A 14,666-nucleotide genomic window follows, 5' to 3' on the forward strand; every position below is an offset into this window, starting at 1 on the left:
GCGCCATCTCGCCCCGTACCTGCTCGTCGCGGTGCCCGTGCTGTTTTTGTTGACGGTCGTCGTGTATCCGCTCTTCTATGCGATCGCGCTGAGTCTCCAGTACTATCGCATCGGTGGCTTTGCCGGGTTGCACAACTTCGCGTTCGCGTTTCAGGACGCACTCCTCGGCGATTCGCTGCGGGCGACGGCGATCTACGTGGGGCTCGCGATGAGCGTCGAATGTCTCCTCGGGCTCGTGCTCGCGGTGGCGGTGCAGCGCACGGTCAAGAGCGTGCTTGGGCGCACGCTTGCGTACCTGTTGTTCATCGTGCCGATGGTGACGCCGCCCGTCGCAGCCGGCGTGATCTTCCGGCTGATGTTGATTCCCGACTACGGCATCGTGAACGTGCTCCTGCGCGACGTGGGATACCGCGGCCAGCCGATCCTCTGGATGTCGTCGCCGGCGATGGCGATGCTCTCGGTCGTGACCGTGGACGTCTGGCAGTGGATGCCGTTTGTGTTTCTCGTGCTGTACGCCGGGCTGCAGGCGGTGCCCCTCGATGTCGTGGAGGCGGCGGAGGTGGACGGTGCCGGCGCCTGGGCGCGTTTCCGCCACATCGAGTTGCCATACCTCAAACCGCTGCTGCTGCTCGTCCTGGTCTTCCGGTTCACGGACACGCTGCGCGTATTCGACCATGTGCAGGTCCTGACGATGGGAGGCCCGGGGGCGTCCACGGAGTTCCTCAGCCTGTATCTCTACAGCATCGCGTTCAAGTTCAGCAACCTCAACTACGCGTCGGCGATCGCACTGTACGTCGTGATCGTCATCTCCATCGTGTTTGCGCTGACGAGCCGCTATCTGACGGAGGAGATCGCGTGACGAACGAGGTCCACGCCGCTAGGCCCGCCGCGCCGGCATCGCCCGCGCAACCGTCCGTGGTGCGGCGCGTTCGCACGAGGCGGCGCCGCAACGCCGTTCGCGGGCTCGTTCTCGCGGCCCTGGGCGCGCTTGCGATCGCCTACCTGTTCCCATTCGTGTGGATGATCTCGACCTCGCTCAAGCCGACGAGCGAGTTGTATACGCAGCCGCCCACGTTTTTCCCGGTGCAGCCGACGCTCGATGCGTACCAGGCCGCCCTGATCGGAGCGGGAAACTGGGTGCTCCTCCGAAACAGCGTGATCGTGTGCCTCTCCGCGGTCGCCCTCACGCTCGCGCTGGCCTTGCTCATTGCGTACCCGCTGACCCGCCTCCGGGTCGCCCCGCGGTTTCGGCGTGGACTGCTGTCATGGCTGCTGAGCCTGCGGTTCCTGCCGTCGATGGTCGTGGTGATCCCGATCTTCGCGACGGTCAGGACAGTCGGCCTGTACGACCGTCTGATCGCACTCATCCTCATCTACGCCGCATTCTCCTTGCCGTTCGCGGTGTGGATGCTGAAGGGGTTCCTCCAGGAGGTGCCCCAGGAAATCGAGGATGCCGCGTTCGTGGACGGCGCCGGGCGGTGGCGCGCGTTCTTTCGGATCCTGCTGCCGATGGTGTCGCCCGGCGTGCTCGCGGCCGGGGTGATCACGTTCGCGCTCGCGTGGAGCGAGTTCCTCTACGCGCTGATCCTGACCGCGACGCCCCGGTCCCAAACGTTCTCGATCGGTGTGTGGAGTTTCGTGACGGAGTTCGAGATCATCTGGAACCAGATGGCGGCGCTCGGCGTCGTGTCGGCGCTCGTGCCGATCTGCCTGCTGCTTTTCTCGCGCCGGTACGTGATCTCGGCGCTCACGTTTGGCGCGGTGCGCGATCAGTCGTGAACTACGGGTTGGTGGTGGCCGATATCGATGGCACGCTCGTCGGCGAGGACAAGGTGGTGCCGCCGGGCGTCGCGGTCGCGGTGCGCGCCGCCCGCGACCGGGGCGTGCGCGTCTGCCTGGCCACCGGGAGGATGTGGGACGCCGCGCGCCGGTTCGCCGAGGCGATCGAGGCGGACCCGCCAGCGATCCTCTACAACGGCGCGTTGGTCTACGACTTCGCCGCCGACCGGGCGCTGTGGGCCCACCGCCTGCCGCTCGACGTCGCGGTGCGGCTCCTGCCGGTGCTGCGGCAGTTCCCGCAGACCTCGCCGCTGATGTTTGTCCACGGCAGGGTGTACGCGGAGCGTCAGACGGCGTTCGTGGACGTGTACGCACGGCGGGACCTGGTGACAGTCGGGATCGCCTCGGCCTTCGAGCGGGTGATGGACGAGGACCCGGTGAAGCTGCTCATCGTCGGCCGTCACGCGGACCTCGTCGAGCTCCGCCGCGCGATCGACGCGTCCGCGGGCCCGGAGGTGTCGCAGGTGTTCTCGCAGTCCGACTATCTGGAGGTGCTGCCGCCCGGCGTCAGCAAGGGGGCCGCCCTCCCGGTACTGGCGCAGGCTGTCGGCGTGCCGCTCTCGCGAACCATCGCGGTCGGGGACAACCACAACGACCTGACGATGCTCCAGGCGGCCGGCCTCGGCATCGCGGTGGACGGCGCGCCGCCCGAGGTGTTGGCCGCGGCCAAGGCGACGTGTCCACCCCCGGAACAGGAGGGGGTGCGGGTGGTCATCGAACGATACGTTCTCGACTCAGGCCGCGGGCGCGCGGGGGGGACGACATGAAGCTCGGCTACACCATCTCCGCGTCGACGACGCGCTTCGCGGCCGTCGGCCAGACCGGCGATCTCGCGGGGGCGCTCCGGTTTCTCGCAGGGTTGGGCTTCGACGGGGTGGAGCTGGCGATACGGGATCCGTCGCTCGTGTCGGTCGACGCGATCGCGGAGACCGCGCGGACGCTCGGCGTGGCGATCCCGGCGATCGGCACCGGTCAGGCGTATCTCGAGGAAGGGCTCGCGCTGACCGCGCCGCAGGAGGCGGTGCGCGAGCGCGCGGTCGAACGACTCCTCGCGCAGGTCCCGGTCGCGGCGCGCCTCGGCGCCTTCGTGATCATCGGCCTGATTCACGGGCCGATTCCACCGGACGAGCCGCGCGCGCGGGCCGAGGAGTGGTTCCTGTCCGGGCTCGGCCGCGTCGCGCAGGCCGCGCGCCAGCGCGGTGTGCGATTCGTCGTCGAACCGATCAACCGGTACGAGAGCAACTGGCTCAACACAGTGGGCGAGGTCGTGGACCTGCTGGCACGCCTGGGCGAGGACAACGTCGGCGTGCTGCCCGACACGTTTCACATGAACATCGAGGAGCCGGATCCTGCGGCCGCGCTGCGCACCCTGGGTCCGCGTCTGTGGCACGTGCACGTCGCGGACAGCAACCGGCGCGCCCCCGGCCTCGGGCACCTCGACTTCAAACGGGTCATCAACATCCTGGGCGGCCTCGGCTACACGGGCTTCGTCTCCGCGGAAATCCTCCAACACCCCACGTTCGAGGAGGCCGCGCGGCAGACGATCGCCGCGATGCGTCCGCTGGTGCACCCCGCCGCCCGATAGCGCGTGCACGGCCGGGAGCGCCGCCCGCCGTCGTGAGGGTGGTGCCGAGCCAGGGACCCGAGCCCGTCCGTTTGCAGGCCCATGGGTGCGCCGGCGCATCGTCGCCGCGGTTCCGGGGACTGCCCCTCGCGTCCCGCGCGCCCATCCCGGCGGGCCTTCGCCGGCTGGCGATCGTCCGTCCACGCGGCCCGGCGGTGATTCGTCGCGCGCTGCGTCGCCCGGTCGCACCCGCGGTGCGGGGGCGGGGCCGCCGGGTCGTGCGTGTCCTCGAAGGGATGTTTCCGCACCTCCGAGAAGTGTCACGCAGTCCCTCGCGTTGCTCGCGGTGTCACCCCATTGCATGGGCGGAGGTGGAAGATGCAGGAGTCTTGGCACCGGTATCTCCGGTTGGGAATCGTGCACTTCATGGCGTTTCCCGCGGTGATGAAGGGTGAGGGGCCGTACGCCGACACGATCCGCCAGATCGCGGGAGACGAGTTCTTCTCTGCGATCGAGGTCGGGTGGGCGCACGACGCCGCCGAGCGGCTGGCGGCGGCCGCGGTGCTTCGGGAGAGCCACCTCAGCGTCGGGTTCGGGGCGCAGTCGGCGATCTTGACGACGAAGTCCGATCTGAACGCGCTCGACGAGACGGCGCGGCGCAAGGCGGTGACCGTCGTCGAGGGGTGCATCGACCAGGCCGTCGAGCTGGGCGCCCGCCGCGTGGCGGTGTTGAGCGGCGCGTACCCGGGCGCGTCGGCCGAGGCGAAAGCCAAGGAGCGGCTCGTGGCGTCGCTCCTGGAACTGTCCGCGTACGGCCGGGAGCGCCACGTCGCGATCACGCTCGAGACGTTCGACCGCACCGTCGAGAAGAAGGCGCTGGCCGGCCCGACGAAGCTGTGCGTCGAGATCTCCGAGGCCGTGCGGCGGAGCTATCCCGAGTTCGGGCTGATGTTGGACCTGAGCCACATGCCGCTGCTCGGCGAGGGGGTCCGCGAGTCGTTGACGACCGGGCGCGAGCACCTGGTCCACGCTCACATCGGGAACTGCGTCATGGGGGACCCGCAACACCCGGCCTACGGCGACCAGCACCCCCGGTTCGGCATCGCCGGCGGCGAGAACGACACCCCGGAAGTCTTGGAGTACTTGCGCGTGTTGTTCGAGATCGGCTTCCTCGGCAGTATGGCGCACCGGCCGTTCTTGAGTTTCGAGGTGAAGCCGCTGCCAGGCGAGGATCCCGCGGCGGTGATCGCTGGCACGAAGCGCGTTTTCGCCGACGCGTGGGCGCAGCTCTAGTGGCGCGCGTGGGTGCAGCGGATCGCTGATACGGGAGGCGGTGCTATGGCAACACCGCGGATTTACATCACCCGTCCTTTACCGGCCGAGGCGATGACGCGTCTCGAGGGCGTGGCGGAGTACCGGATGTGGGACCGGGAGAGCGAGCCGGTGCCCCGCGACACGCTGCTGCGTGAGATCGTGGACGTGGACGGCATCGTCTGCTTGATCACCGAGAAGATGGACGCGGAGGTGATCGAACGGGCGCGCCGCTGCCGGGTGATCGCGCAGGTCGCCGTCGGTCACGACAACATCGATGTCGCTGCGGCGACGAAACGCGGCATTCTCGTCACCAACACGCCGGGCGTGCTGACGGAGACGAGCGCCGACATGGCGTGGGCGATTTTGCTGGCGACCGCACGCCGGGTCGTCGAGGGCGACAAGTTCACGCGCTCGGGCCGGTGGAAGACCTGGGAGCTCATGGGCTTCACCGGGCAGGACGTGCACGGCGCGACGCTCGGCATCGTCGGAATGGGGCGCATCGGCGCGGCGATCGCGCGCCGCAGCCGCGGGTTCGGGATGCCGCTGTTGTACCACAACCGCCGGCGCAATGAGGCGCTCGAGCAGGAACTCGGCGCGACCTACGCGCCCCTCGACGACCTGCTCCGGCAGAGCGACTTCGTCATGCTCTCCACCGCGCTGACCCCGGAGACGCGGCATCTGATCGGCGAACGAGAGCTCGGGTTGATGAAGCCGACGGCGACCATCGTGAACATCTCGCGCGGCCCGGTCCTCGATCAGCGAGCCCTGTACCGCGCGCTCGTGGACAAGAAGATCTGGGCCGCCGGCCTGGATGTCTTCGAGGTGGAGCCGGTCCCGATGGACGACCCCTTGCTCCGGCTCGACAATGTGGTGATCCCGCCGCACTTGGGCAGCGCGAGCATCGCGACACGCATCAAGATGGCCACGATGGCGGTGGACAACTGCCTCGCCAGCGTCACCGGGAAGATCCCGCCCAACCTCGTGAATCCCGAGGCGCTGGAACGGCGCTAGCGCCGGCAGCGCGTCGGCGACCCCGATGCCCGTACCCGAGCACATCCTGACGCTCGATCTGGGCACGTCGGCGTGCAAAGCGTCGCTGTTTGCGCCGGACGGTCGCGTCGTCGCCCAGGTCGGCGTCGAGTACCCCACGCTGCAGCCCGCGCCGGGGTGGGCGGAGCAGGACCCGCATGCGTGGTGGGATGCCGCCCGCGCCGGGTGCGCGCAGCTGCCGGCGGAGGCCCGCGCCGGCGTCGTCGCGGTGGGCCTGAGCAGCCACCGCGGCGGGGTCGTGCCCGTCGACGGGGCCGGCCGACCGCTCGCGTCGTGCATGATCTGGATGGACCGGCGCGCGACCGAGGAGGTGGGCGCGTTCGTCCGCGCGTTCGGCCGGGAGCGGGTCCACGAGGTCACCGGGCTCGTCCCGGACACCGAATTCAGCGCCGGCAAGATCCTGTGGCTGCGGGCGCACCGGCCGGATGTGTTCCGCGCGGCGCGGCTTTACCTCCAGCCCCGCGACTATCTCTATCTCCGGCTGACGGGCGCGCCGGCGACCGACTACACGCTTGCCTCCCGGACGCTGCTGCTGGACGTCCGATCCCGCACCTGGTGGACGGACGCGTGCGCCTACGTCGGGATCACGCCCGACGCGTTCCCTCCCGTGTACGCGTCGTCGGCCGCGCCGCACGCCGTGACGGCCGAGGCCGCGGCGGCGCTCGGGATTCCGGTGGGTGCCCCGGTGGCGCTCGGGGCCGGCGACCGGCCGTGTGAGGTGCTCGGGGCCGGCGCGACCGGGGACCGCGTCATGGTGTCCACCGGCACCACCACCAACGTCTCGGTGCCGTCCCCGGCGCCGCCGGCGGTGACCGACCCGCGGGTGATGTGCTCGTTGCACGCCGTAGACGGCATGGTGCTGTTCGAGCAGGGGATGAGCGCGTCGGGCTCGATTCTTCGCTGGCTCCGCGACACGCTGCTCGGCGGCACCGTGGACTACCGGCGCTTCGATGCGCTGGCCGCCGCGGTGCCCGCGGGCGCGGACGGGCTCGTGTTCCTGCCGTTTATGGCGGGCGCGCGGGCCACGCGCTGGGATCCCGACGCCCGAGGCGTCTGGTTCGGGTTGAGCGAAGCGCACGGCGTCGGGGCGCTTGCGCGCAGCGTGATGGAAGGCGTCGCGTACGAGATCCGCGCGTGCCTCGCGCTCCTGGACGGGATCGGCGTGCACCCGAGCGAGGTCGTGGCGGTGGGCGGCGGGGCGCGGAGCGCGCTCTGGGACCAGATTCTCGCGGACGCGCTCGGCCGCTCGGTCGGCGTGCCGCACCAGGCCGACGCCGCGTCGCTTGGCGCGATGTTGCTCGCGGCGGCCGCGATCGGGCGCGTGCGCTCCATCGAGCACGCGGCGCGCGAGATCAACCCGATCGTGCGGGCGTACCGACCTGACGCCGCGGCGGGCGATCGGTACCGCGGGGTCTACGACGTGTACACGCAGCTCTACGATGCATTGCGGCCGGCGTTTCACGACCTCGCGTCGCCGCAGGCACGAGAGGGGTGAGCGACATGGCGGTGACGGGTGACCGACTCCCGCTGGTGGCGGTGACGATGGGGGATCCGGCCGGGATCGGACCGGAGATCATCATGAAGGCGCTAGCCGCGCCGGGGTTGTACGCCGTGTGCCGGCCGCTCGTGGTCGGCGATCTCGGCACGCTGGCGAAGACCGCGCGCGATCTCGCACTCCCGGTGACGCCCGCGGCCGTCGCGGCTCCCCGCGACGGCCGTTACGCGCACGGCGCCGTGGACGTGCTCGACCTCGGCAACGTGGATCTGTCGTCGCTGCGAATGGGCGTGATCCAGGCGGACGCCGGTCGCGCCGCCGGCCAGGCGGTGGAGCGGGCGATCCGCTTGGCTCAGGCCGGTGAGGTCGACGCCATCGCCACCGCGCCGCTCAACAAGGAGGCGCTGTGGGCGGCCGGTTACCCGTACCCGGGGCATACCGAGATGCTCGCCGAACTGACCGGCAGCCGCGAGTCCCTCACGATGTTCGTGATCGGGTCCCTCCGCATCTTCTTCCTCACGCGCCATCTGTCGCTGCGCGACGCGATCGCGCAGATGACGCGCGCGCGGGTCCGCGAGACGCTCGCGATCATGACCCAGGTCTTGGATGACCTCGGCCTCGCGTCGCCGCGCGTGGCCGTCGCCGCGCTGAATCCGCACGCGGGCGAAGGCGGCAAGATGGGGGGCGAGGAGATCCGCGAGATCGGCCCCGGCATCGAGGACGCTCGCGCGGCCGGGCTGAACGTGTCTGGTCCGATCCCCGCCGACTCGGTGTTCCATCTCGCGGCGGAGGGGCGGTTCGACGCGGTGCTGTCGTTGTACCACGATCAAGGTCACATCGCGGCGAAGATGTCGGACTTCTACAAGACCGTGAGCGTGACGACCGGGCTCCCGTTCGTCCGCACGTCCGTCGACCATGGGACCGCGTTCGACATCGCCGGCACCGGGCGGGCGAGCGCCGTCAGCATGATCGAAGCGATCCGCGTTGCCGCAGACCTCACCGCGAGCCGCCGGGCCAAGGCCGCCGCGCGCGGTGCGGTGCTATAATACCGGTACGGCTTGAGCCGGGAGCGCTCGATGCGGTGTCCGCGGTGCGGCAGACAGGCGATCGTCGGCCACGTCACGATCCGGTGGCTGCAGGTGAAGGGCGCGCTGCTCCCGGAGCGCGGCTACTACTGCACCGCGTGCGGGCACGCGTTCGACGAGGTCGCGCCCCGGCCGGGTGACTTCGCGTTCCGGTCCGTGCGTGTCGACGCGATGAGCGACGCGCTCCGCCGCCTGCAGGAGAACGCAGACGTCGTCGTCGTTCGGCACAAGACGGGGACTCGCGAGGTTCTGTACTGACCCTGCTGCTGGCGGCGCTTCTGGGCCTCGCGATCGGATGGGCGCGGGGTGGACGGCTCGGCGGACTCGCCCGCGTTTCGCTTCGTTGGCTCCCCGCGTTGGCGCTCGGCGTGCTGCTGCTCCTCGCCGCGCAACTCCCCTGGCTGCCCGCGCCCGTCGGACGGGCCGCGGTCGCGGTAGGGTACGTGACCGCGATCGCGATGCTCGCAACCAACCGAGACCAACGCTGGCTGCTCCCCGTGCTCGCGGGTGCCGTCCTCAACGCCGCCGTGATCGTGGCAAACGGGGGGCGCATGCCTGTGTCCGCGCGCGCGCTGGAGTCCGTCGGGCGCCCGGCCGGCGCCGCACTTGTCGGCGGGACGGACCCACGACATCTGCTCGCCGCTCCGGGAAGTCCGCTCGGGCCGTTCGATGACTGGCTGGCGTTTCACATCGCCGGACTCGCCGGTATCGCCAGCCCGGGGGATGTCCTGATGGCGCTCGGCGTGGCGGGGTTCGTCCAGGCCGCGATGGTGGGGCGCCGACCCAACTGACCGGAATACGAACGTGTGTGCGGATCCCAGGGCCGCTCCGGCCCTTATTTTATTTGTGCTAGCGGTGATGTGAGGCAGGAGATTGGGGATGGGTGGAGAAACGTGGTGATCCGTAGGGACAGGTGGGGAGACGGGAGCGGCGTGAGGGTGAATGCTCAGGGGCGAGGCGCAGTATGCGCTCGACGACAAGGGGCGGGTGGTGATTCCTCCCAAGTTCCGGGCGGAGATGGGGGATCGCATCACCGTGACCCGCTGGATCGAGCCGTGCCTTGCGGCGTTCTCCCCCCTCGAGTGGCACTCCCTCGAAGAGAAGCTCCGCATGCTGCCGCTCGGCAACGCCGACTTCGTGCGTCTCTTGCTCTCGGCGGCCGAGGACTGCGATCTGGACCGGCAGGGGCGGATCACGCTCCCGCCGCACCTGCGGGAGCACGCGGCCATCACCCGAGGCGTGACGATCATCGGCGTGGGGTCCCGTCTCGAGGTCTGGAGCACGCCGAATTGGCGGCGGAAGCTCCAGTCCGTTCGGAAGCGGCAAGACGAGTTGGTGGGACAACTCCAGGCGCTGATCCTGTAGTGATGATCGAGAGGCGAGGCGCGGGTGGCGTTTGGACGAACCAGCGGCGGGTCGACGTCTCCTCAGCAACCGGTGCATGTTCCGGTTTTGGTGGATGAGGTGTTGACATATCTGGCACCCCGCGCCGGGGCCTTGATCGTGGACGCCACCATCGGCGATGGGGGACACGCCGAAGCCGTGCTCCGCCGCATTGCGCCGGCGGGCCGGTTGATCGGGCTCGACCGGGACGGCGACGCGATCGCCCAGGCGGAAGAGCGGTTGCGCCCGTTCGGGCGCAACGTGATGCTGCGACAGGCGAGTTTCGGCGAACTCGACGAGGCGCTCGACGCGCTGGGGGTCGGAGTGGTCGACGGCGTGCTCTTCGACATCGGGGTCTCGACCCGGCAGTTGCTCGAGCCGGGCCGGGGCTTCAGCTTCGACCGCGCCGGGCCGCTGGACATGCGCATGGACCGGACGCAGGAGCTGACCGCGGCGCAGATCGTCAACACCTTTCCCGAGCGCGCGCTCGCCGACCTGATCTACCGCTACGGCGAGGAGCGTGCCTCGCGCAAGATCGCGAAGCAGATCGTCGCTCGGCGTCCGCTCAAGACTACGCGCGACTTGGCCCAGGCGGTCGAAGCCGCGATCGGCGGCGCCCGGGGGCGGCTGCATCCGGCGACGCGGACGTTTCAAGCGATCCGCATCGTCACGAACGGCGAACTGGACGCGCTTGAGCGCGGGCTGCCGCAGGCGGTCCGCCGCCTGCGTCCCGGCGGGCGACTGTGCGTGATCGCGTTCCATTCGCTTGAGGATCGGATCGTGAAGCAAGTGCTGACACGCTTGTCGCGCGGGTGCACGTGTCCACCAGACCTGCCCGTCTGTCGATGCGAGGGCGAACGGTTGCTGCGCGTGCTCACCAAGAAGCCGGTGACGGCGTCGCCGGCCGAGGTCCGGAGCAATCCGCGGGCGCGCAGCGCACGGTTGCGCGCGGCGGAGCGGCTCGGCGAGACCGCGGCGCGCGATGCACGCGGCACCCGGCAGGGCAGCGGAAGCGGGGTCCACTGACGATGGCGCTTCGACAGGCACAGATGGCAGCTCCCGTGCTGATTCCCGAGCATTGGGGCCTGAGGGGGAGGGAGGCGACCCGGCGTCGGCGGAGACGGTATCCCATGATCGTGACACTCACACTGGCAGCACTTGCGGTAGTGCCATTCGTCGCACACGTCGCAGCTGTATCAAACGCAGCACACATCGGCTACCACATACTCCAGGACACCCAGGAAATTGCCGCCCTCGAGACCGAGCACGAACGTCTCCAAGCCATCGCTTCCTCCCTCAGGGCCCCAGAACGGATCGAACACCTTGCCGTGACTCGCCTCGGGCTGCAGGCTCCAGGCGCCGGTCAGATCGCGTCCTTGTCGCTGCCAGCGCCCGACTCGCGCGAAGAAGCCCGAGGCGGACCGGGGTTCTGGCAGCGGTTCGGCGCATACTTCCACCGAAATGAGGCGGTAGCGGCACCGCTCTCCCGATGACGCCCCGGAGCGGCCGGCCACGGCCGGCCGCCCGCGACGGCGTGAGTGCCTGGCGCGTGACGGCCGTGTTCGTGGTCTGGGCGTTCGCGTGCCTCTGCCTGCTCGGTCGCATGGTTGATGTTCAGGTCATCCGCGGCGGCGCGCTCCAGCGCCTGGCGCTTCGTCAGCAGCTGGAGTCGGTGCAGATCCCGGGCCGCCGGGGCCTCATCGTCGACCGCGTGGGACGCCCCCTGGCCATGAACGTCGAGGTCGACTCCGTGTACGCGGTGCCGCGCGCGATCGACGACCCGGAGGCGTTTGCGGCGCGGGTGGCGCCGGTGCTCGGCCTGCCCCCGACGGCGGTGGTCCGCCGCCTCAAGAGCGGCGGCCCGTTCTTCGCGTGGCTCGCGCGGCGTCGGCCGATGGCGGTGGCGCACGCGCTGACCGCGCTCGGCCTCGGCCGCGCCGTCGGCATCGTGCCGGAGGCTCGGCGCGACTACCCCAACGGGCCGCTCGCCGGCAGCGTGATCGGCTTCACCGGCACGGACGACGCCGGGCTTGCCGGACTTGAGCTCGCGGACGACCGATTCCTTCGTGGGGCCAGCGGACTCGGCACGGCGGATCGCGACGCGATCGGCCGGGAGCTCGTCCAAACGCTGCGGATCGTGACGCCGCCGCGCGACGGGGCCACGGTGGTGCTCACGCTCGACGAGGTGATCCAGCACATCGCCGAACGCGAGCTGCAGCAAGCGATCGACCAGACCACTGCCGACGGCGGCGTGGCGATCGTGATGAATCCCCAGACGGGAGCGATCCTGGCGCTCGCGGCGTTGCCGTCGTTTGATCCGGGTCAGTACCAGAAGGCGCCTGCGGCCTTGTGGAAGAACCGCGCGGTGGCCGATCTGTACGAGCCCGGGTCCACGTTCAAACTGATCCTCGCCGCCGCCGCCATTGCGAGCCACACGATCACGCCGGACGACCGGTTTCGGGATCCGGGGCAGATTCGCATCAACGGCGCCACGATCCACGACGCGGAGAAATCGGAGCACTTCGACGCGCTCAGCCTGACCGACATCATCAAGTACTCAAGCAACGTCGGCGCGGCGCAGGTCGCGACGCGGCTCGGCAAATCGACGTACGACGCCTACATCCGTCGGTTCGGATTCGGGTCCCCCACCGGGATCGATCTGCCCGGCGAGGCCTCGGGCATTATCCGCCCGATCAGGCAGTGGCTTGGGCCGACCCTCCAGAACATCGCGTTTGGCCAGGGAATCTCGGTCACCCCGATCCAGCTCCTGGTGGCGGCGTCTTCGCTGGCGACGGACGGGATGGAAGTGCGCCCGCATCTCGTCGCCGTCGTCCGCGACGCCACGGGCCACGTCGTCGCCACCCCGGACGATGTGGCGCCCCACCGCGTGATCTCCGCCGGAGTGGCCGGCCAGGTGCTGGCGATGATGCGGCAGGTGGTGGCGGGCGGGACGGGCGTCAAGGCGCAGATTCCCGGATACAGCGTGGCCGGGAAGACGGGCACCGCGCAGAAGCCCAGCCCGACCGGCGGCTACGAGTCGGGCGGATACGTGGCGTCGTTTGTCGGCGTCGTCCCCGCGAGCAACCCGGTCCTCGCGATCCTCGTGGTGGTGGATCGTCCGCACGGCGTCTACTACGGCGGCGACGTGGCGGCGCCGGTGTTCCGGGAGATTGCGCGCCAGGCGCTGTGGTACATGCGGGTGCCGCCGACGGCGCCGATCGCCGTGTCGGAAACCGCGCAGGCGCCCGCTGCGGGCGGGCAGGTCGCCGGGAGCGCCGCCGGCGCCGGGCCAGCGCGCGCGCACTGATCACCGGCGCGCGCCTATCGGCGGGCGCGCGATCTTGCTATAGTGGAACTCGGGCAGCCGGAGCCGGGACATGCCGGACCGGCCCCGGGCTCGGAGGAGCGAGGATGCGGTTAGCAAACCTCCTGGCGGCGCTCCCGGTGTCGCCTCCGGGAGACGGCCCGGTGGTGCTCGGGTCCCGGGACCGTGAGGTCACGGGATTGGCCTATCACTCGGCGCACGTGCGGGCCGGCGACCTCTTCGCCGCGATCCGCGGGCTCTCCCAGGACGGGCACCGGTACGCCCAGGACGCGGCCCGGCGCGGCGCGGTCGCGGTGCTCGTCGACCACGCGGTGCCGGACGTCGGGGCGACTCAGGTGGTCGTTCCCGACACGCGGCAGGCTTTGGCGTTTGTCGCCGCAGCCTTCCATGGGACGCCGTCGGAGCACCTGTGGGTGTGCGGCGTGACGGGAACCAACGGCAAGACCACGACCACGTACCTGCTGGAGGCGATCCTCGCGCGGGCCGGCCGTCGCGTCGGGCTCGTCGGCACGCTTGGCGCGCGGCTGGGCGGGGCACCCGTGGAATTCCACGCCACGACGCCCACGACCCCGGAAGCACCGGACGTCCAACGCCTGCTCGCGGAGATGCGGGCCGCGGGCGCCGGCGACGTGATCATGGAGGTGACCTCCCATGCGCTGGCGCTCCATCGCGTCGACGCGTGTCGTTTCGGCGCGGCCGTGTTCACCAACCTTACGCAGGACCATCTGGACTTCCACGGGGACCTCGCGGGCTATCGGGACGCCAAGGCGCGGCTGTTCGAGATGGTCGCACCTGACGGGCTCAGCGTGGTGAACGCCGACGACGAGGCCAGCGCCGCGATGGCCTCGCGCAGCCGGGCCCGCGTCTGGACCTACGGGATCGAGCAGCGCGCGGATGTGTGCGCGGAGCGGCTCACGCTCGGCCCGCGGGGAACGCGCGGTTCCGTCGTGTGGCCGGGCGGACGCATGCCACTGGTGTTGCCGCTTCCGGGCCGGTTCAACGTCGCCAACGCGCTCGCGGCGGCGGCGGTGGCGCTCGCGCGCGGGATCCCGCCGGAGGTTGTGAGCGGCGCGCTCGAGACCGTGCCCGGCGTGCCCGGCCGTTGCGAGCTCGTGAACGAGGGGCAGCCGTTTACGGTCATCGTGGACTACGCGCACACGCCGGACGGACTCGAGAAGGTGTTGCGCCTCGCCCGCGAGGTCGCAACGGGCCGCTGCGTGACGGTGTTCGGCTGCGGCGGCGACCGCGACCGGACGAAGCGGCCGATCATGGGACGCATCGGGACGGCGCTTGCCGACTACGCCGTGTTCACCTCCGACAATCCGCGCAGCGAGGACCCGGGGGCGATCATCCGCGAGATCGAGGCCGGTGCCGCGGGGCGGAACTTTGAGAGCGAGCCGGACCGGCGTCTCGCGATTGGGCGCGCGCTGGCGCTGGCCCGGGCGGGCGACGTCGTGGTGATCGCCGGCAAGGGCCACGAGCCGTACCAGATTCTTCGGGACCGCACGATTGCGTTCGATGACCGCGAGGTCGCGCGGGACCTGCTCCGCGCCGGCCGCACGGAACTCGGAGCGCACCCGTGAGATCCGTGAGACAGCCGATCCGGAGCCC

General features: G+C 70.5%; 15 protein-coding genes. 14 read left to right on the plus strand and 1 reads right to left on the minus strand.

Translation table 11 applies throughout. The annotated features are described in order from the left end of the window. The first annotated feature begins 37 nt into the window (after window positions 1-37). From VKZ50_21960 to rsmH, 12 genes are all read left to right on the plus strand, one after another. Window positions 38-859 (plus strand): sugar ABC transporter permease, encoded by an 822-nt coding sequence (locus VKZ50_21960; GenBank protein HLJ62393.1) that lies wholly within the window; start codon window positions 38-40, stop codon window positions 857-859. Then, window positions 856-1,779, plus strand: a complete 924-nt coding sequence (locus tag VKZ50_21965) for a carbohydrate ABC transporter permease (GenBank protein ID HLJ62394.1) — start codon at window positions 856-858, stop codon at window positions 1,777-1,779. The genes VKZ50_21960 and VKZ50_21965 overlap by 4 nt, the downstream gene beginning before the upstream one ends. Beyond that, window positions 1,776-2,606 (plus strand): Cof-type HAD-IIB family hydrolase, encoded by an 831-nt coding sequence (locus VKZ50_21970; GenBank protein ID HLJ62395.1) that lies wholly within the window; start codon window positions 1,776-1,778, stop codon window positions 2,604-2,606. The genes VKZ50_21965 and VKZ50_21970 overlap by 4 nt, the downstream gene beginning before the upstream one ends. After that, window positions 2,603-3,424 carry a 5-keto-L-gluconate epimerase gene (gene iolO / locus VKZ50_21975; protein ID HLJ62396.1) on the plus strand — a complete coding sequence of 274 codons (822 nt, stop codon included), beginning with the start codon at window positions 2,603-2,605 and terminating at the stop codon, window positions 3,422-3,424. The genes VKZ50_21970 and iolO overlap by 4 nt, the downstream gene beginning before the upstream one ends. Window positions 3,425-3,781: 357 nt before the next feature. Then, on the plus strand, window positions 3,782-4,696 hold the full coding sequence (locus VKZ50_21980) for a TIM barrel protein (GenBank protein ID HLJ62397.1): 915 nt from the start codon (window positions 3,782-3,784) through the stop codon (window positions 4,694-4,696). 45 nt (window positions 4,697-4,741) lie between these two features. Then, complete coding sequence (locus tag VKZ50_21985) at window positions 4,742-5,728, plus strand: D-glycerate dehydrogenase (protein ID HLJ62398.1); 987 nt, start codon at window positions 4,742-4,744, stop codon at window positions 5,726-5,728. Between the two features lie 25 nt (window positions 5,729-5,753). After that, the gene (locus tag VKZ50_21990) at window positions 5,754-7,262 is read left to right on the plus strand and encodes an FGGY family carbohydrate kinase (GenBank protein HLJ62399.1); all 1,509 of its coding nucleotides are present in this window, start codon (window positions 5,754-5,756) and stop codon (window positions 7,260-7,262) included. A 5-nt stretch (window positions 7,263-7,267) separates the two neighbouring features. After that, window positions 7,268-8,308, plus strand: coding sequence for a 4-hydroxythreonine-4-phosphate dehydrogenase PdxA (gene pdxA / locus VKZ50_21995; GenBank protein ID HLJ62400.1), 1,041 nt, complete (start codon window positions 7,268-7,270; stop codon window positions 8,306-8,308). 30 nt (window positions 8,309-8,338) lie between these two features. After that, window positions 8,339-8,605 carry a hypothetical protein gene (locus VKZ50_22000; protein ID HLJ62401.1) on the plus strand — a complete coding sequence of 89 codons (267 nt, stop codon included), beginning with the start codon at window positions 8,339-8,341 and terminating at the stop codon, window positions 8,603-8,605. A gap of 98 nt (window positions 8,606-8,703) precedes the next feature. Beyond that, on the plus strand, window positions 8,704-9,138 hold the full coding sequence (locus tag VKZ50_22005) for a DUF5317 family protein (protein HLJ62402.1): 435 nt from the start codon (window positions 8,704-8,706) through the stop codon (window positions 9,136-9,138). 151 nt (window positions 9,139-9,289) lie between these two features. Next, window positions 9,290-9,712 carry a division/cell wall cluster transcriptional repressor MraZ gene (mraZ, locus tag VKZ50_22010; protein ID HLJ62403.1) on the plus strand — a complete coding sequence of 141 codons (423 nt, stop codon included), beginning with the start codon at window positions 9,290-9,292 and terminating at the stop codon, window positions 9,710-9,712. Between the two features lie 72 nt (window positions 9,713-9,784). Then, a complete protein-coding gene (rsmH, locus tag VKZ50_22015; protein HLJ62404.1) occupies window positions 9,785-10,756 on the plus strand; it encodes a 16S rRNA (cytosine(1402)-N(4))-methyltransferase RsmH in 972 nt (323 codons plus the stop codon). A 170-nt stretch (window positions 10,757-10,926) separates the two neighbouring features. Here the strand turns inward: rsmH and VKZ50_22020 are convergent, their stop codons facing one another. Then, window positions 10,927-11,244 (minus strand): hypothetical protein, encoded by a 318-nt coding sequence (locus VKZ50_22020; GenBank protein HLJ62405.1) that lies wholly within the window; start codon window positions 11,242-11,244, stop codon window positions 10,927-10,929. A 35-nt stretch (window positions 11,245-11,279) separates the two neighbouring features. On the opposite strand from VKZ50_22020, the gene VKZ50_22025 reads away from it, so the two are divergent. Together VKZ50_22025 and VKZ50_22030 are read left to right on the plus strand one after the other, a co-directional pair. Further along, window positions 11,280-13,037: a penicillin-binding protein 2 gene (locus tag VKZ50_22025; protein HLJ62406.1), complete on the plus strand. Its 1,758-nt coding sequence runs from the start codon at window positions 11,280-11,282 to the stop codon at window positions 13,035-13,037. 104 nt (window positions 13,038-13,141) lie between these two features. Continuing rightward, window positions 13,142-14,638 (plus strand): UDP-N-acetylmuramoyl-L-alanyl-D-glutamate--2,6-diaminopimelate ligase, encoded by a 1,497-nt coding sequence (locus VKZ50_22030; GenBank protein ID HLJ62407.1) that lies wholly within the window; start codon window positions 13,142-13,144, stop codon window positions 14,636-14,638. The last annotated feature ends 28 nt before the right edge of the window (window positions 14,639-14,666 follow it).

The sequence above is a fragment of the bacterium genome, assembly GCA_035295165.1.
GTDB lineage: Bacteria > Sysuimicrobiota > Sysuimicrobiia > Sysuimicrobiales > Segetimicrobiaceae > JAJPIA01.